The organism is Aliarcobacter thereius LMG 24486, from assembly GCF_004214815.1.
Lineage (GTDB): Bacteria > Campylobacterota > Campylobacteria > Campylobacterales > Arcobacteraceae > Aliarcobacter > Aliarcobacter thereius.
The window spans coordinates 1,808,412-1,826,836 of sequence record NZ_CP035926.1; the positions used below are offsets into that span (position 1 = coordinate 1,808,412).

Here is an 18,425-nt window from a genome sequence, read left to right on the forward strand (position 1 = left end):
TTTGAAAAAAAGATTAATAAACCCTAAGTTTATAACAACAATTTCACTAATTGTAATTTTATGTTATATGGCTGTTGATATGTATCTAGCTTCAATGCCTGATATTGCAACATATTTCCAAACTTCATATGCAAAGGTACAGCTTTCGCTTACTTTTTATCTTTTTGCTTTGGGAATTGGACAACTGTTTTTTGGACCACTTATTGACTATTTTGGAAGAAAAAAACTTCTTCTATTTGGTTTTTTAGTTTATGCTTTTTGTTCATTTTTAATTACAACTGCATCAAGCGTTGAGATATTTTTATTTTATAGAATAATCCAAGGTTTGGGAGTATCTTTAACTTATGTTTCACTAATAAGTATGATAAGAGATGTTTCAAAAGGAAAAGTAGCAGCAAAAATATTTGCAATATTAATCACAATAGGAGCGATTACTCCAATTTTAGCACCTGCTATTGGTGGATATATTGATCAGATTTTTGGATGGAAATCAATATTTTATGTACTTTGTGTTTTAGCACTAATTTTAACTTTTGTATCAGTTTTTACTTTGCAAGAGACTTTAAAAGAAGAGAAAAGAGTAAAAATAAATTTTAAAAATGTATTTATTATATATGCTTCAATTTTCAAAGATAAAAAGTTTATAATCCCTGCTTTAGCAACTTGTCTTATGTATATGTTTATTTTTGCATATATTGCAGGTGCTTCTTATGCATATAGAGAAGTTTATGATATAGATGCAAAAACTTTTGGTCTTCTTTTTGGAGCAACGGGAAGTGCTTTATTACTTGGAGCTTTATTATCTACTAAACTTCTAAAAATTATGGATATGGATAGATTATCTATTACAGGAGCAACTTTTATATTTATTGGAGCTCTTATAAGTTTTACAAGCTCAAATATTGCTGTTATAGGTTTAGATGGAATTGTATTTGGATTTTTTATATCTTTCTTTGGTTTAGGTTTAGCAGAAGCAAGTCTTTTTGCTATTGCTATGTCTTCACAAAAAAAATCATTGGGAGCAACTGCTGCACTTTTAGGTTCTTTACAACTTTTACTTCCAGCAACAGTTACTTTAATAGCTGGATATCTAGTAGAGATTTCAAACTTTCATTGGCTTAGTTTGATTCTTGTTTTAAGTATCCTATCTTTTGTATTCACTGTAAGAGTATTTAGGAAGAAGAAAGCTTAATATTAAGCTTTCTCTTTCAAAATTATATTTTCAAGATGCCTTACATATTCTAAAGAATCTTCAATATTTGAAAAGCTTGTAACATAATCAAATTTTGCTCTTTCTAATTTTTTTAATACTCTATTATTTAATCCTGAAAGAATAAGTTTTTTATTTTTTGCTGCAAATGTATCTATAATAGATTTTAAAGCAACCATAGCTGTCATATCAATCATAGAAACATTTTTCATATTTAAAATAACAATATCTCTTTTATCACTTGAGCTAAGTAGTGTTTTCATAGCTTTTTGTGCAGCTCCAAAAAACATTGGTCCATTTATATCATAAATCAAAACATTTTTTGGCAAATCTGGATGTAGAGTTTTATTTTCACTTACAAGTTCAATTGAGTATAACTCAATAGTTCTTTTTATAAATAGAACTGAAGCTAATCCAATACCAACTGCAACTGCAACTTGCATATCAATTAAAACAGTCAATGAAAAACATGTAAGAAGTACATATATATCATCTTTTGGTGCAGTTTTAATAATATTTTTAAAGTGTTTAATTTCACTCATATTCCAAGCAACTATCAATAAAAGAGCAGATAATCCAGCCATTGGAAGATAAGAGATATATGGAGCAATGAATAAAATTGAAACTAAAATAAATAAAGAGTGAACTATACTTGCTAGTTTTGCTGTTCCACCTGCATTTATATTTGCAACCGTTCTTGCTATTGCAGCAGTTGCTGGAATTCCTCCAAAAAATGGAACAACAATATTTGTGATTCCTTGACCTATTAACTCTTTATTTGGATCTGTTTTATTACCTGTTATTCCATCACTAATAACTGCACACAATAAAGATTCCAAAGCACCTAAAATTGCAATTGCAATTGCATGAGGAAGTAGTTTTGTAATTAAAGCAAAATTTATCTCTTCTGGTTTTAAAAACTCCCAAGGAAGAATAAACTGTAAAGGAATTGGTGGAATTCCTGTTCCACTATTTTCTCCAACTTCATAAGAAAAAGTTGAATGAATAGTTGCAATATTTAGCCCAAACTTATGATTAAAATATGCTACAAGCAGAGTTACTATACTTAAAGCTATCAAAGCTGGTGGAATCTTACTTTTTGATTTTTTCCATAAAATAAGAATAAGCAAAGTTAAACTAGCAGTTAAAAATTCATATAAGTTTATTGTAGGAAAAGATTGAAAAAGTAAAAAAATTTTATCAAGATATGAACCTGTAAAGTTCTCAATTGTAAGTCCAAAAAAATCTTTTATCTGAAAAGTTGCAATTACAACAGCAATTCCAGAAGTAAATCCAACTGTAACTGGATATGGAACAAGTTCTATTAGATTTCCTAACTTAAATGCACCAACTAAAACTAAAATAACTCCTGACATAAGTCCACAAAGTAAAAGTCCAGTTACTCCGAACTCTTGAACAATAGGAATTAAAATTACTATAAAAGCAGCTGTTGGTCCTGATATATTTACCTTACTTGAACCAAATATAGCTGCAATAATTCCAGCAATAATTGCAGTATAAAGCCCTAGTTCTGGTGGAACTCCCGTTCCAATAGCAAGTGCCATAGATAAAGGAAGAGCAATAATTCCAACCGTAAGACCAGCAAAAATATTACTTTTTATCATTTTATCTATCTTTATTTAGCATATATTTTTTTTGAAAAATCTTTTTTCTTATCTTGATATAATGAGTCAAAATAGTTTGATTTTTCACTATCTTCTTTTATATATTGTCCATTTGAATATAAAATCACTAACTCTTTTTGTGCATCTTTAACTCCAGCATTTGCTGAAAATTCAAGAAGCTTAATAGCCTTTTTTGCATCATCATTTGCTAAATAATAAAAAGATATTTTATATGCAGCTATTGGATCTAATTTTTCAACATCTTTTAAAAGTTTAATTGCCATCTCTTCATCTTTTTTATAGAAAATTCCGTTTTCATACATTGAAGATAAAAAAACATTTGCATAGATATTTCCAGCCTCTTTTGCTAAAAGGAATCTATCTTTAGCAACAGTTGAGTTTCCTATTTTAAGCTCATAAATTCCCAATCTTAATTGTGCAAAACTATTTTTATAAGCTATTAAATCATAACAATCCATCTCTAGTTTTACTTTTTTATTTATACAAGAATCTGCTGTTTGTAACTCTGATTGTAAAACTTCACTATTTTTATATTTTGAAAAACAAGCAGTAAAAGCAAAAGAGATTAAGATTATTATTGAATATTTAATAAATTGTGACATAAATGCTCCCCAGAAAGAATATAATGAATTTTATCATCTTTTCATTCATTTGTAGTTAAGACGATTTAAGATATCATAAAAACTAATTCAAATTTTATTTTCGGAGCTAAATGCAAGAGGTAATAGACTTTCTAAAAGAAAAAGATGTAGAAAATACAAAATTTTTTGCACAATTAAAATGTAGTATTGATGAAGCAAAAATCCTGCAATATCTATCAAAAGAGTATATGCAAGGAAGAGATGTTTTAAGTGTGATTGATATATTAACTCAATTTTATAATATTGAAAAATATGAACATCTTGAGAAGCTAAATATTATAAAATCACTTTTAGAGTTGGGTTGGGTTATTCAAATAGCTTTTGAACAAGTAAAACTAAATGAAGCCTCAAAATTTGAGCTAATAAACTCTTCAATATCTTTATCAAGTGCATATTTAAAAATGCTAGAAAGCGGAACTAGTGAATTTATATTACCTGAAATAAGAAATTATAGTGACCACTTGGAATACTTACAAGATCAATTTCTAAAAATTGATATTTCTCAACAACTAAATAGTGTAAAAAGAAATTTTGATATAAATTCTCCAAATACAAGCAGACTTAAAAACAAACTTCTACTTATTGAAAATAGAATTAAAGATAGAATAAATGCAACAACAAATAAAATTTTAATAGAAGAGTTTTTTAAAGAACACAATTTAAATGAACAAGAGCAAACACTATTTCTAGCTTTGTTAAAAGAAGAATATAGTGGCGGAGATGGAACATTAAGAGAGATGAACTATCTACTTGAACTAATCTCAAATGATGATTATGAAAAAATAAAATATAGAAGTTTACTAGAAGAAAGCTCAACACTTATTTCAAAAAATCTATTTGATTATGATGAAGTTTTAACTCCTTTTGGTGGAATAAATAGAAACTTTTACATAACAGATGAAGTTTTATATAAAATATCTCATCCAAATAAAAAAGGTTCTGCTGTTGCAAAAATAAAACTTGAAACAATCATAAAAGAGCAAGAGATGTTTGAGCTAATCACGACAACTAAGACTTTAGAAGATGTAGTTTTAAATCCAAAAACAAAAGAGACTTTAGATAATCTTTTAAAACAAGTTGATAAAAGTGTTATAAATAGACTTAAATCTTGGGGAATAAAAGATAAAAAAAGAGGAATTGATGCAAAAATCATATTTTATGGTCTTGCTGGAACTGGAAAAACAATCACAGCTTTAGCTCTTGCAAGATCACTAAAAAAAGATGTTCTTAGTTTTGATTGCTCTAAAATTTTATCAATGTATATAGGTGAAAGTGAAAAAAATGTACGAAATATATTTGATAAATATAATGAAATAAAAGAGCAAACAAAAACTGAACCTGTTTTACTTTTAAATGAAGCTGACCAATTTTTAAGCTCAAGAACAAGCGGAACTGGAAGTAGTGCTGATAAAATGCATAACCAAATGCAAAATATATTTTTGGAACAAATCGAAAGATTTGATGGAATTTTAATAGCTACTACAAATCTACTTGAAAACCTTGATAAAGCATTCTCAAGAAGATTTAATTACAAAATAGAATTTACAAAACCAAACCATGAACAAAGAGTAAAATTATGGAAGAAACTAACTCCTAGTGCTTTACCTTTAGAAAAAGATTTTGATTTTGAAAAAATTGCAAATCATGAACTTACAGGTGGGCAAATAGAGCTTGTGATTAAAAATACAGCTTATAAATTAGCTGTAAATGATAATGCAGTTTTTACAATAGATGATTTTGAAGAGCAGATTACAAAAGAGAAAAAGTCTCAATTTGATAAAGAGACAAAAGTTGGATTTTTTTAAGAAGGAAAATTATGAATTTAGAAAAATATGATTATATTTTAAGCATTGGAACTTTTTTTGAAGATAAAAATTTATTTGAAAATATTAAAAAAGTATCAGATTTTACATATATGCACCCTATTGATAAAGCTAGTTTAAAAGAGTTTTATTCTCAATTTATAAAATATGAAGTAGGAAGTGAAGAGGCTGTTTTAGCTTTGGTTTTATACTTCTTTACAAATAATAGATCAAAAGAGTTAGAAGATTATTTAGAAGAGCTTGATATTGGTTATTTATCTGCTGAAAGCTCTTGCGGAGAAGAGGAGTTTGAAGATAGTTTTGAACTATTTAAAAAAGCTTCAAACAAAGCTTTAGTTTTAGGAGATGATTTAGAAAATCATCAAAATATAGAAAATATTTTAGCAATCTTAAAAAACATAGAAAAATATTCAGATTTTGAACTAGTTTTTACAAATAAAAAGCTTGAAAATAGTTTTAAAAATTACTCTAATTTCACATTAAATGAACCAGAAGAGTTAAAAAGTTTTAATGGAACAATTTTATATTTTTCAAATGACTCTTCATTAGGTACTAACTTAGTAGCTAGTCAAACATTTTTAAATATTGCAAAGCTAAATGACAAAGATTTTGTATCTTTTTCTATAAATAACAAAGAGTATAAAAAGCAAATAATCTTAGATAAAAATCTTTTAGGAACTATTGCTTTAATAAATGAAAATATCTCTACTTATAGTTTTTCTAAAGTAGTTTTAAAAAAGGAAGAAATATGAAAAATATAAGTGTAGCTCACTCACCTGATGCAGATGATATATTTATGTATTATGCTATTAAATTTGGTTGGGTTGATATAAAAGATGCCAAATTTGAAAATATTGCGGATGATATTGAAACATTAAATCAAGCAACTTTAAAAGGAGTTTATGACATTTGTGCAATATCTTTTGCTCTTTATCCTTTTGTAAAAGACGATTATGCTCTTTTGAAAACTGCTGTCTCTTTTGGTGAGGGATATGGTCCAAAACTAATTAAGAAAAAAGGTGTAAAACTAAAAAGGAATTTCAAAGTTGCTTTAAGTGGAGAATTTACAACAAATGCACTAATATTTAAAATCTCTTATCCAGAAGCAAGAATCATTTATATGAATTTTTTAGATATTGAACAAGCTGTAATAGATGGAAAAGTTGATGCTGGAGTTTTAATTCATGAATCAATTTTGACTTACAATAATGAGCTTGAAGTAGAAGCTGAAGTTTGGGATCTTTGGCAAAATTTATGCGAAGATAAAACTCTTCCTTTACCTCTTGGTGGAATGTGTTTAAGAAGATCTATTCCTTTAATTGATGCTATAAAATATGAAAATGTTTTAATAAAAGCTGTTGATGTAGCAAATAAAAATAGAAAAACTTTAGCTCCAATGCTCTTAGAAAAAGGTTTAATAAGAGTTGATGCTCCAACTTTAGATAAATATTTAGATTTATATGCAAATGATAACTCTGTAAATTTAAGTCCAATTCAATATAAAGCTATAAATAAACTTTTTGAACTTGGTTATAAACATGGTTTTTACCAAAATTTAATAAAAGCAGAAGAGTTTTTAATCCCAAGTGAGTATGAAGAGCTAAGAAACAGTTAATGGAAAACTACTTTAAAACAATAGATTTTAAAAGATACTCTTCAATTCATATTGGAAGCCAAAAAGAAGTTTTAGTAATAAATCAAATATCAGATTATGAAGATTATCAGATTATTGGAAGAGGAAATAATCTTCTAATCTCTCCAGATTGCAATAAAAAATTTGCAATTTTAGGTGAAAACTTTGATTATATAGAAGAAAAAGAAAATCTAATTTATGTTGGATGTGCTACAAGTAGTGGAAAACTTCTTACTTATACAAGAAAAAATAATATTGCAAATTTAGAGTTTTTAGCAAAATTACCTGGAAATCTAGGTGGTTTAGTAAAAATGAATGCTGGGCTTAAATCTTGGGAAATTTTTAATTATATTCACTCTATAAAGACAAAAGATGGATATATAAAAAAAGAAGATTTGGATTTTTCTTATAGACATACAAATATAAATACAATTATTTATGAAGTAGTTTTCCAAAAAGAGCTAGGCTTTAGCAAAGAAAGACAAGATGAATTTGTGAAGATGAGAGACAATCAACCAAATATTGCAAGTGCTGGAAGCTGTTTTAAAAATCCAAAAAATGATTTTGCAGGAAGAGTTATAGAAGCTGTTGGATTAAAAGGATATAGAATTGGAGATATGGAGTTTTCAAATACTCATGCAAACTTCTTAGTAAATCATGGAAATGGTACATTTGAAGATGCAATTTCTTTGATAAATCTTGCAAAACAAAAAGTAAAAGAACAATTTAACATAGAATTAGAAACCGAGATTATAGTTTTTTCTTAAATATTATCTCTTATGCTGTTAAAGAAGTTTCTCATTCAAAAATTATAAATTTAGATTTTTAATATGAAAAAAGATTTAAAAATCACTTATCTAAAAAACCAATGAAGTTTTTAAAGAAGTGATAATTGAAGATATTGGCTTTAGAGGAGATATCTATTAATATTTATTAAATTCTTTATTCTCAATCCATTTTTAATCTCATATATTTACATTATTTAAAATTAAAGTTAAACAAAGGTTAATTAAACTAGTATTAAGAAAAGTAATTATTTTAAAGGGGTTTTTGATATGATTATAAATACAAGTGCATCTTCATTTAGCTCACAAAGTGGAATTAAAGTAACACAACACAATAATTCTTCAAATAACTCTAATAATAAAAATGAAGTAAATCTAAATATTAATTCTAATACTTTAAATAGTTTAAATAAATTATCCTCTTTAGATGAACAAACTTTTTTAAAACCTTCTGATAATAGCTATATTAATGCAGATAGTGAAGCTTGGCAAAATAAACTAAAAGAACATTATAAAACTATGAATGAGCAAAATAAGAAATTTTCAGATCCTATGCAACATATGTGGGATAAATATAACAATCCACAGTATAAATATTATATAAAAGAATTAAATACTATTGAAAGAGAAATTGCATATGAGACTGAAACAAATTATTTTTTTAGAGGCTACCTTAGTAATGCTAGTTCAAAAGATTATCTTGTAAAAGATATGAATGCAGTTTATGATAGTATATTTCAAGCCGAATCAAAGGTATATTATAGAGATAGAATAAATAATCAATTTCAAGAACTTTTAAATAGATACGATATAGATATTCCAAAAGATACAAATATTAGTTTTACTATTGACCCTTATGATTTTAAAGTAAATGTTAGTGGAATTGATGATAATAATCTAAAAACTCTTTTAGAAGATGCTCTAAATACAGCAGATAATTCAAAAAACCTTTATATTCATATTATACAAAGTAATTATGAATATAAAAATACTCAAATAAATAGAAGTAATGAAGCTAAATATCAGATATTTCATGAGATAAAAGATAAAACGGGTTATGATTTAAGAGATTTAGAAAACAAAGATGGAAAGTTTTTTACACAAGATGGAGTAGATATTATAGAATTATATAAAGAAGGTGTTATAAAATCAAATGATATTCCTGAACAATACAAAGGTTTAATGTTTGACCATAATGTAAAAATATTAAATGATTTAGCTCTTAAAGGATTTGATAATGTTCCTGATATGAATCTTTCAATAGATTATAAAAATGGAAGTTTTTATGATGTTGGTCAAAATGAAAACTTTGGTTCTGAAAAAAGAGATTGGATTGATAAGCTAAAAACCTCTTTACCAAAAACTTTTGGTGAAGCTTTTCAAACTGACAAATCAAGTATAGAAAATAATAAAACTAAACAAGATATTATAAAAGAATCACTAGATATTGAAGATTCAAATTTAAATTTATTTAAATCAAACAATATTGATTTAATAGATAAATATAAAGATAATCCAGAATTACTAAAACTTCTTCTTATTCAAAAATATCTATTTGGTAAAAGTGATGATAAATTAGATAAGAAATTCTTTGAATTACTTGAAGATTGGGAAGAACTAAAATCTAATTCTAAAGTATAGATTTAATTATAATTAAATTTTGCATTAAGAAAACCTTACAAATTTTATGTTAGAATGCAAACTTTTATAAAATATGAAGGTAATTTAAGTGAAAAATTTAGTAATAGTCGAGTCTCCAGCAAAAGCAAAAACAATATCAAAATTTCTAGGAAGTGATTACACAGTTATGGCATCTATGGGTCATGTAAGAGATTTACCAAAATCTACTTTAGGTTTTGATCCAGAAGATAACTTCAAACCAAGCTATCAAGTATCAACTGACAAAAGAAAAGTTATTGCTGAATTAAAAAAGAATATTACAAAAGATACTACAATCTATCTAGCGGCCGATGAGGATAGAGAGGGAGAAGCTATTGCTTGGCACTTAATTCCTGCACTTAAAATTGAAAAAAATCCAATAAAAAGAATAGTTTTTCACGAAATTACAAAAGATGCAATACTTAAAGCATTACAAAATCCTAGAGATGTTGATCAAAACCTTGTAGATGCTCAACAAGCAAGAAGAATTCTTGATAGAGCTGTTGGATATGAGCTATCTCCACTTTTATGGAAAAAAGTAAGATATGGTTTAAGTGCTGGTCGTGTTCAAAGTGTTGCTGTTAGAATTATTGTTGAAAGAGAGAATGAAATAAGAGCTTTTGTACCAGAAGAGTTTTGGAAAATTAAAGCAGATTTCATAAATCCTGAACTTCAAAGTGAACTTGCAAAGAAAAATGGAAAACTTTTAAAAGTAAGAAATGAAAAAGAAGCAAGAGAGATTGAAGCTTCTTTAAATAATGGAAACTTTACTTTAGTTGATATTGAAGAAAAAGATAGCACAAGAAATCCTGCTGCTCCATTTACTACTTCAACTCTACAACAAGAGGCTTCAAGAAAAATAGGTTTAAGTGTTGCACAAACTATGATGATAGCTCAACAACTTTATGAAGGGAATACTGCAAATATTCCAAATCATACAGGTGGTTTAATTACTTATATGAGAACTGACTCTTTAAATCTTTCTACTCTTGCTACAAGTGCTGCTAAAAAAGTCATTGAAGAGGAATATGGGAAAGATTACTCTTTAACAAAACCAAGAGTTTTTAAATCAAAAGCAAAAGGAGCTCAAGAAGCTCACGAAGCTATAAGACCTGTGGATATGAGTTTGAAACCATCAGATGTAAAAGCTTATTTAGATTCAGCTCAATATAGACTTTATAGTTTAATTTGGAAAAGAACAATAGCAACTCAAATGGCAGTTGCAAAAATAGCAAATACAACTTATAAAATAGAAGCTGGAGCTAAAAAAGAGTTCGAATTTCAAACAAAAGGTCAAAGAATTATATTTGCTGGATTTATGAAAGCATATACAGAAGGTAGCGATAATCCTGAAGAAGTTCTTGAAAGTAGTGAAAAGATATTACCAGAAATAAAAGTTGGTACAGTTTTAAATCTTGAAAATCTTTCAAGTGAACAACATTTTACAAAACCACCAGCAAGATATACAGAAGCATCTTTGGTAAAAAAGCTTGAAAGTGAAGGAATTGGAAGACCATCAACTTATGCTCCAACAATTTCAACAATTCAAGCAAGAGAATATGTAAGTAAAACTGAAGATAAAAAACTAATCCCAACTCCAACAGGAGAGATTGTAAATAGTTTTTTAACTGACCACTTTTCAAATATTGTAGATTTAGGATTCACTGCAAGAATCGAAGAAGAGTTTGATGATATTGCTGATGGTAAAAAAGCTTGGGTTGATGTAATGAGAAGCTTTTATGGAGATTTTAAAGAAACAATAAAAGATAAAGAAGAGAATATTAATAAATCAGATTATCTACAAGTAAGAGAGCTAGGAATTGATCCAAAAAGTGGAAAACCTGTAAGTGCAAGAGTTGGAAGATTTGGTCCATTTATACAAATTGGTACAAAAGATGATGAAGAAAAACCAAAATTTGTAGCTATTCCAAAAGAGTTAAATATGGATACTATCACTTTTGATGAAGCTATGTTTTTATTTACACTTCCAAGAGTAGTTGGAATTGATGATAATGGAAATGAGATAAAAGCAAATATTGGAAGATTTGGTCCATATTTACAAGTAAAATCTACTTACTATTCATTAAAAACTGATGATCCTTATAAAATTGAAGAGAAAAGAGCAAAAGAGATTATAAGTGAAATAGATGAAGCGAAGAGAAAAGCACTAATCCAAGATTTCCCAAAAGAAAAAATTCAAATTTTAAATGGTCAATATGGTCCATATATAAAACAAGGTAGAAAAAACTTTAAAATACCAAAAACAAAAGATGCTTCAGCTCTTACTTTAGAAGAGTGCTTAGAGATTATTGAAAAAGATTCAAAAACAAAAAAAGCACCTGCTAAAAAAACTACAACAAAGAGAGCAAGTACAACAAGTACTAAAAAAGAAAAAAAAGAGTAAATGAAAATAGGTATTATCTCAGATAGTCATCACAGACTAGATTATTTAAAGTCTTGCATAGATTTTTTGAAATCTAAATCTTGTGAGTATTTAATTCATGCAGGAGATATTTGCCAAAAAGAAGCTTTGGAATTACTAGAAAATTCTGGCTTAAAATATATAGCTGTTTTTGGAAATAACGATAATCAACTTTTAGCTTACTCAAATGATTTTAATATCAAAAAAGAGCCTTATTACTTCAAAATAAAAGATAAAACTTTTAAACTTATGCACTTGCCTTTTTATCTAAATCCTGATGCAGATATCGTAATATTTGGTCATACTCATCAATTTTCTTGCGAATATAAAAACAAAACACTATTTCTAAATCCTGGAGAAGTTTGTGCTAGAGAGAAAGATTTCATAGAGTGTATGAAACTAGAAATTAAAGAAAATGAGTATATAATCAATCGCTATTTTAAAAGAATTGAAGAAAATAATTTTAATAAGGAAGAGATTAAATATGAACAATAATGAAGAGATTTTTTTATGTGCAATTTGCAATGTTGAAAGTGGTACTTGCAACGAAGATTGTAAATTCTGTACTCAAAGTGTAAGATATAAAGCAGATATCCAAAGATACAAATTAAAAAATATAGAACAAATAGTAAAAGAAGCAACTATTGCAAGAGCAAATGGAGCAGTTGGTTTTTGTTTAGTAACTGCTGGAGCTGGTCTTACTGATAAAAAAACAAAATTTGTAGCTGAAGCTGCAAAAGCTGTAAAAGCTGCAAATTTAGGACTTAGAGTAATCGCATGTAATGGAATTGCAACAGTTGAACAATTAAAAGAGCTAAAAGCTGCTGGAGTTGATAACTACAATCATAATTTAGAAACATCAAGAGATTTTTATAAAACAATTTGCACAACTCACACTTGGGATGATAGATACCAAACTTGCTTAAATGTTAAAGAAGCTGGTCTAAAACTTGTTTGTGGTGGAATTTTTGGAATGGGTGAAACACAAGAAGATAGAGTTTCTATGCTTGAAGCTATAAATTCTTTAGACCCTATGAATGTACCTTTAAATTTTTTCCATCCAAATGAAGCTTTGCCAATAGTTAAAAATACAATAAATATTGAACAAGCTTTTGATCTAATAACTTTAGCTAGAGAAATGATCCCAAATGCACATAAAATAATGGTTGCAGGTGGAAGAGAATTGATGTTTGGAGATAGACAATATGAGATTTTTAAACGAGGTGCAAATGCTTTTGTAATTGGAGATTATCTTACAACTACTGGGAAAACTCCAAAAGATGATGTGGACGCTCTTGAAAAACTAGGTTTCAAAATAGCTAAACATATGCACTTAATGCCTGACGAAAAATAATATTTCTTAATTTTTTGCTTTATCTTTTTTGATTAGAATTGATAAAGCAAAAGCCAAAATTTTTTTAGATATAATCAAACCAAATTTTTTAAACTAGGAGCCCAAGTGGTATTTATAGATAATATATATGCTGATGAAGTAATGGATTCAAGAGGAAATCCTACTGTAAGAGCAACAGTAATTCTAAGTGATGGTTCAAAAGCTAGTGCAATAGTTCCAAGTGGAGCAAGTACAGGTAAAAGAGAAGCTCTAGAGCTAAGAGATGGTGATAGTAGATATTTAGGAAAAGGTGTTTTAAAAGCAGTTGAAAATGTAAATTCAAAAATTGCTGATGAACTAATAGGTCAAAGTCCATTTAATCAAGCAGAGATTGATGCAATAATGAAAGAAATTGATGGAACAAACAACTACTCAAACCTAGGTGCAAATGCTGTTTTAGGTGTTTCTATGGCAGTTGCAAGAGCAGCAGCTATTTCATTAAATATGCCACTTTATAGATACCTTGGTGGTGCAAATGCTATGACTATGCCTGTTCCTATGTTTAATATCATAAATGGTGGTGAACATGCAAATAACTCTGTTGATTTCCAAGAGTTTATGATTATGCCAACAGGGATTGAAAATTTTAATGAGGGTTTAAGAGCTGTTGCTGAAATATATCAACACCTTAAAAAAATCATAGATGAAATGGGAGAAAGTACTGCTGTTGGTGATGAAGGTGGATTTGCACCAAATTTAAAATCAAATGAAGAACCAATTCAAGTTATTATGAATGCTATTAAAAAAGCTGGTTATATAGCTGGTGAACAAATCTCTATTGCACTTGATGTAGCTGCAAGTGAACTTATAAATGATGCTGGAAAATATGTATTAAAAAGTGAAAATAGAGAATTATCAAGTGCAGAACTTGTAGCTTACTATGAAAACTTGTGTTCAAAATATCCAATAGTTTCAATAGAAGATGGATTAAGCGAAGATGACTGGGATGGATGGAAAATCTTAACTGAAAAACTTGGAAATAAAGTTCAACTTGTAGGAGATGACCTATTTGTAACAAATGCTTCAATCTTAGCAGAAGGTATAAATAAAGGTATTGCAAACTCTATTTTAATTAAACCAAATCAAATTGGAAGTGTAAGTGAAACTATGCAGACAATTAGACTTGCACAAAGAAACAACTATAATTGTGTAATGAGCCACAGAAGTGGAGAAAGTGAAGATGCATTTATTGCTGATTTCGCTGTTGCATTAAATTGTGGACAAATTAAAACAGGTAGCACAGCAAGAAGTGATAGAATTGCAAAATATAATAGACTTCTTGAAATTGGTGCTGAAATAGGATATTCTGAATATTTAGGAAAAGAACCTTTTTCTAAAAAATAATGAAAATAAAAAGTGAAAAAGCAAGATTTGCTATTGTATCAATAGTTTCAGTGATTTTCACACTATTTCTTGCTTATCACTTTGCAATTTTACTTTTTGGAGCTAACTCTTTTATTGCTTATGATTCATTAAAGAATAAAAAAGTATACTTAGAGAGTGAAATTTCAAGACTACAAAGAGAAAATGCTAGATTACAAAAAGAGTATTTTGAACTTAAAAACCTGGAGCCAGAAGAATGAAAAAATTACTAAAGACTACATTGTTATTTGCACTAGTTTTATCACTAGAAGCAAGAGAAAACCCTTTCTCAAACTATAAAGATGATGCTGAACTTAAATCAGCAGTAGAAGCTATGCAAGAAGATATGTATATCAAAAAAATGCAAGAAGAGATAAATAGTAAAACTTCTAAAAAAGAAGAGATAAAGCCTACTCCTCAAAAGCCAGTTGAAAAAACATATTCGAAAAAAGAGCTTGATGCAATAATTAAAAAATCAAATCAAGCTAATGAACAAAAAACAAAAGAGATGATTAAAAAAGAGCTTGAAAATGTAAAGAAAGAGCCAGAACAAGTAGTTTATGTAAAACCAAGAGCAGATATAGCAAGTGAAGATGAAGTTGCTAAAGATGAAATAAAAACTTTTAGTATTGAAAGAACTGTTCTTCCTTTTTTAAAAATTTCAATAGATGAAAATAAATTTATAATCAAAACAGATTATAAAATTTTAAAGAAATTCTCTCTTGATAAAGATAATAAACTTATCTTTGACTTCAAAGCAAAAACAAATTTTTCTACTGTTAGAGAATCTTTTATGGATATAAACTATAAAAGTCTTGTAGTAGGAAATCACAATAGTGCTGGTTTCTTCAGAGTTTCTCTTGAATTAAATGATAGTGTTTCAAAATATGAAACTGATATAAAAGAAGGTCTTATTACTATTACTAAAAAGTAATATATTTAAAAGTAGATGAATTTTTATCTACTTTTAATCTTATTTATAAAATCTAATTAAAATTATAAAACTTATCTACAAATTCTACAATTTTATCCAAAACTCTAGGAATTACTTTTTTTCTTTCCAATAATTTTGGTTTTACCAAAAGAATATCTACAATGTCATCACTTAGTGGTTTTCTACTATCATAAAGATAGTTTTCTATCAATTCTTTTGCTTTATCAATATTAAGATTCTCTTCTTTACATAAAATATTAAAAGATTTCTCTTTTTTAATATCTATAAACCTAAAGAATTCATCTTCTATATTTTCAATATCAATCCCACTTAAAGTAGTATTTATAAATTCTTCAATAAGTTCTTTTTTACTTCTTAATATTGGGTTTGAATTTATAAGATTATTAATATTCTCTTTTTGTTTTGTTTTATCTTTTTGTTTTGATTGGCTATATTTTGCAAGTAGTTTTAAAATATATGAAACATTTATCTCATCTTTATGAATAAGTTCTAATTCAAAATCTACATCTTTCAAAATAGATACTTTTTTATCATTTGAGCTATTTTCTCTTTTTATCTTGTCATAAAGGTCTAAATATTTTGATTTATAATCTTCAAATTGTTGTTCACTCATAGATAAATCAAACCATTTAAAATCACTAAATCCTTCCAAAATATTTTTAACTCTAATCATCTCTCTAAAAGTTTTTATAAACTCTAGCTGTATATTTTCGTCTATTATACTATCCACACTACTCACACTAGGAGCTATTTGTAAAAGCCTTATAAAAATTTCATTAAATTTTTGTACATAATACTCATAAGATTCCATCAAAACTTTATCAACATTCTCTTGATTTGAAAAAAGAGCTATTGCTTCATCTGTTGCATTTTTTAAGTTTCTAAAACAAACTATATTTCCTTGAGATTTTTTTTCATTTAAAATTCTATTTGTTCTACTGAAAGCTTGGATTAATCCATGATATTTTAAATTTTTATCTACATATAAAGTATTTAAACTAGGTGCATCAAAACCAGTCAAAAACATATTTACAACAAGCAAAATATCTATCTCTTTTTTCTTTGTTCTTCTTGAAATATCATCATAATAGTTATAAAAACTTTTTGTATCTTTTGTAGTGTAATTTGTATCAAATAGCTTATTATAATCGCTTATATACTCTTCTAATTTATCTCTTGAGTGCTGATTTATATTTGTTTCATCAATCAAAATATCACTCTCATCTAAAGCATAAATTCCATTTGCATCTTTGTCATCTTCATTTGCACTGTATGAAAATATTGTTGCAATCTTTAAATCTTGATTTTTCTTTTTAAAAGCTTCATAGTATTTACACAAAACCTCAACACTACTAACAGCAAAAATAGAGTTAAACTCTTTTGAGTGAGTTTTTCTATCATGATTTGTCAAGATATAATCAACTATTTTCTCAATTCTATCATTGCTTTCAAATAACTCTTTTGTATCAATTCCTTCAACTTCAATATCTATCTCATTTGCACTATCTTTTTTCTTATATCTTCCTACATATTCAACTGAAAACTTCAATACATTTTCATCTTTTATTGCATTTGTTATGATATATTTGTGAAGTCTATCTCCAAAAAGTTCTGCTGTTGTTCTTTTTCCAAACTTATTTCCCAAAGCATTATCTTCAAATATTGGTGTTCCTGTGAAACCCATAAGTTGTGCATTTGTAAAAAACTTAACAATATTTTTGTGTGCTTCTCCAAACTGGCTTCTATGACACTCATCAAATATAAAAACTATTTTTTTATCTTTTAGGTTTTGCATATCTTTTAAATATCTTTGATTATTTATAGCATTGTTTAGTTTTTGAATAGTTGTTATGATAAGTTTGCTATCTTTTAGCTCTCCTTTTTTATTTTTATAAACTCCTAAGAACTGCTTTACTAAAGTTTTTGTATTGTCTGTGCCATCTACACTTCCTGAACTAAAACTATTAAACTCTTTTGTAGTTTGAGAGTCTAAATCTTTTCTATCTACAACAAAAACTACTTTTTCAACTTCACTAAAATTTGTAAGAATTTGTGAAGCTTTAAACGATGTCAAAGTTTTTCCACTTCCTGTTGTATGCCAAATATAGCCATTTTTATTTGTATTTTTTACTCTATTTATGATAGCTTCAACAGCCCAAAACTGATAAGGTCGTAAAACCATAAGTATCTTTGGAACTTGTGCTAAAACTATATATCTACATATCATTTTAGATATATGGCATTTTTCTAAAAACTGTTTTGTAAATTGGCTTAATTCTGTGATATTGTTATTGCTTTCATCTGCCCAAAAGAATGTTTGTTTAAATGACTGTTTTTTGTTGTTTGAGTAATATTTTGTATTTACTCCATTTGAGATTACAAATATTTGAATATATGAGAATAAAGCACTATTAAAACTATATGAGTGTCTTTGGTATCTGTTTATCTGATTAAAAGCTTCTTTTAGCTCTAATCCTCTTCTTTTTAACTCTATTTGTACAAGTGGCAAACCATTTATAAGAAGCGTTACATCATATCTATTTTTATAAGCTCCTTGTATTGTTACTTGAGAAGTTACTTGAAAAATATTTTGACACCAATTTATACTATCCAAAAACTCAATATATATGGTTGTTTTATTGTCATCTTTTAAAAGTGCATATTTACCTCTTAAAGTTTCAGCTTTATCAAATATATCGCCTTTGTTTAGATGATTTAATACTCTTTGAAACTCTGCTTGGCTTAAAGTTATTTTATTGTGAATTTCAAGCTGTTTTTTTAGATTTCCTAAAAGCTCTTTTTCATCTTTTATATAAACTCTTTCATAATCCAAGCTCTGTAATTGTTTGATTAAATTCTCTTCTAATGTTGCTTCATCTTGTGTGTTCATTATTGA

General features: G+C 27.3%; 15 protein-coding genes. 12 read left to right on the forward strand and 3 right to left on the reverse strand.

The genetic code is table 11. From position 1 onward, the window contains the following. The first annotated feature begins 1 nt into the window (after window position 1). Window positions 2-1,192 (forward strand): multidrug effflux MFS transporter, encoded by a 1,191-nt coding sequence (locus ATH_RS09330; RefSeq protein WP_066172559.1) that lies wholly within the window; start codon window positions 2-4, stop codon window positions 1,190-1,192. A 2-nt stretch (window positions 1,193-1,194) separates the two neighbouring features. On the opposite strand, the gene dauA is transcribed toward ATH_RS09330, so the two are convergent. Then, on the reverse strand, window positions 1,195-2,835 hold the full coding sequence (dauA, locus tag ATH_RS09335; protein WP_228140834.1) for a C4-dicarboxylic acid transporter DauA: 1,641 nt from the start codon (window positions 2,833-2,835) through the stop codon (window positions 1,195-1,197). Window positions 2,836-2,846: 11 nt separating this feature from the next. After that, the gene (locus ATH_RS09340; RefSeq protein ID WP_066172562.1) at window positions 2,847-3,458 is read right to left on the reverse strand and encodes a tetratricopeptide repeat protein; all 612 of its coding nucleotides are present in this window, start codon (window positions 3,456-3,458) and stop codon (window positions 2,847-2,849) included. A gap of 110 nt (window positions 3,459-3,568) precedes the next feature. Between ATH_RS09340 and ATH_RS09345 the strand changes: the two genes are divergently transcribed. The 11 genes from ATH_RS09345 (at window position 3,569) to ATH_RS09395 (ending at window position 15,508) form a co-directional block, all read left to right on the forward strand. Then, window positions 3,569-5,302 carry an ATP-binding protein gene (locus ATH_RS09345; RefSeq protein ID WP_066390066.1) on the forward strand — a complete coding sequence of 578 codons (1,734 nt, stop codon included), beginning with the start codon at window positions 3,569-3,571 and terminating at the stop codon, window positions 5,300-5,302. 11 nt (window positions 5,303-5,313) lie between these two features. Beyond that, window positions 5,314-6,072, forward strand: coding sequence for a hypothetical protein (locus ATH_RS09350; protein ID WP_066172567.1), 759 nt, complete (start codon window positions 5,314-5,316; stop codon window positions 6,070-6,072). Further along, window positions 6,069-6,935: a menaquinone biosynthesis family protein gene (locus ATH_RS09355; protein ID WP_066172570.1), complete on the forward strand. Its 867-nt coding sequence runs from the start codon at window positions 6,069-6,071 to the stop codon at window positions 6,933-6,935. Before ATH_RS09350 ends, ATH_RS09355 begins: the two co-directional genes overlap by 4 nt. Then, window positions 6,935-7,720, forward strand: coding sequence for a UDP-N-acetylmuramate dehydrogenase (locus tag ATH_RS09360; protein ID WP_066172572.1), 786 nt, complete (start codon window positions 6,935-6,937; stop codon window positions 7,718-7,720). The genes ATH_RS09355 and ATH_RS09360 overlap by 1 nt, the downstream gene beginning before the upstream one ends. A 288-nt stretch (window positions 7,721-8,008) precedes the next feature. After that, window positions 8,009-9,379, forward strand: a complete 1,371-nt coding sequence (locus ATH_RS09365) for a DUF4885 family protein (protein ID WP_066390065.1) — start codon at window positions 8,009-8,011, stop codon at window positions 9,377-9,379. Between the two features lie 88 nt (window positions 9,380-9,467). Then, window positions 9,468-11,801 carry a type I DNA topoisomerase gene (topA, locus tag ATH_RS09370; RefSeq protein WP_066180523.1) on the forward strand — a complete coding sequence of 778 codons (2,334 nt, stop codon included), beginning with the start codon at window positions 9,468-9,470 and terminating at the stop codon, window positions 11,799-11,801. Continuing rightward, window positions 11,802-12,314: a metallophosphoesterase family protein gene (locus tag ATH_RS09375; RefSeq protein WP_066180521.1), complete on the forward strand. Its 513-nt coding sequence runs from the start codon at window positions 11,802-11,804 to the stop codon at window positions 12,312-12,314. Further along, window positions 12,304-13,173 carry a biotin synthase gene (locus tag ATH_RS09380; protein ID WP_066180517.1) on the forward strand — a complete coding sequence of 290 codons (870 nt, stop codon included), beginning with the start codon at window positions 12,304-12,306 and terminating at the stop codon, window positions 13,171-13,173. Before ATH_RS09375 ends, ATH_RS09380 begins: the two co-directional genes overlap by 11 nt. A gap of 105 nt (window positions 13,174-13,278) precedes the next feature. Next, entirely contained in the window at window positions 13,279-14,556 is a 1,278-nt protein-coding gene (gene eno, locus ATH_RS09385) for a phosphopyruvate hydratase (RefSeq protein ID WP_066180514.1), read from the forward strand. Further along, window positions 14,556-14,795 carry an FtsB family cell division protein gene (locus ATH_RS09390; RefSeq protein WP_066180511.1) on the forward strand — a complete coding sequence of 80 codons (240 nt, stop codon included), beginning with the start codon at window positions 14,556-14,558 and terminating at the stop codon, window positions 14,793-14,795. The genes eno and ATH_RS09390 overlap by 1 nt, the downstream gene beginning before the upstream one ends. Continuing rightward, on the forward strand, window positions 14,792-15,508 hold the full coding sequence (locus ATH_RS09395) for an AMIN domain-containing protein (protein ID WP_066180508.1): 717 nt from the start codon (window positions 14,792-14,794) through the stop codon (window positions 15,506-15,508). The genes ATH_RS09390 and ATH_RS09395 overlap by 4 nt, the downstream gene beginning before the upstream one ends. A 52-nt stretch (window positions 15,509-15,560) precedes the next feature. Here ATH_RS09395 and ATH_RS09400 read toward each other — a convergent pair whose 3' ends face one another. Next, the gene (locus tag ATH_RS09400; RefSeq protein WP_066180505.1) at window positions 15,561-18,419 is read right to left on the reverse strand and encodes a type I restriction endonuclease subunit R; all 2,859 of its coding nucleotides are present in this window, start codon (window positions 18,417-18,419) and stop codon (window positions 15,561-15,563) included. Window positions 18,420-18,425 lie beyond the last annotated feature (6 nt).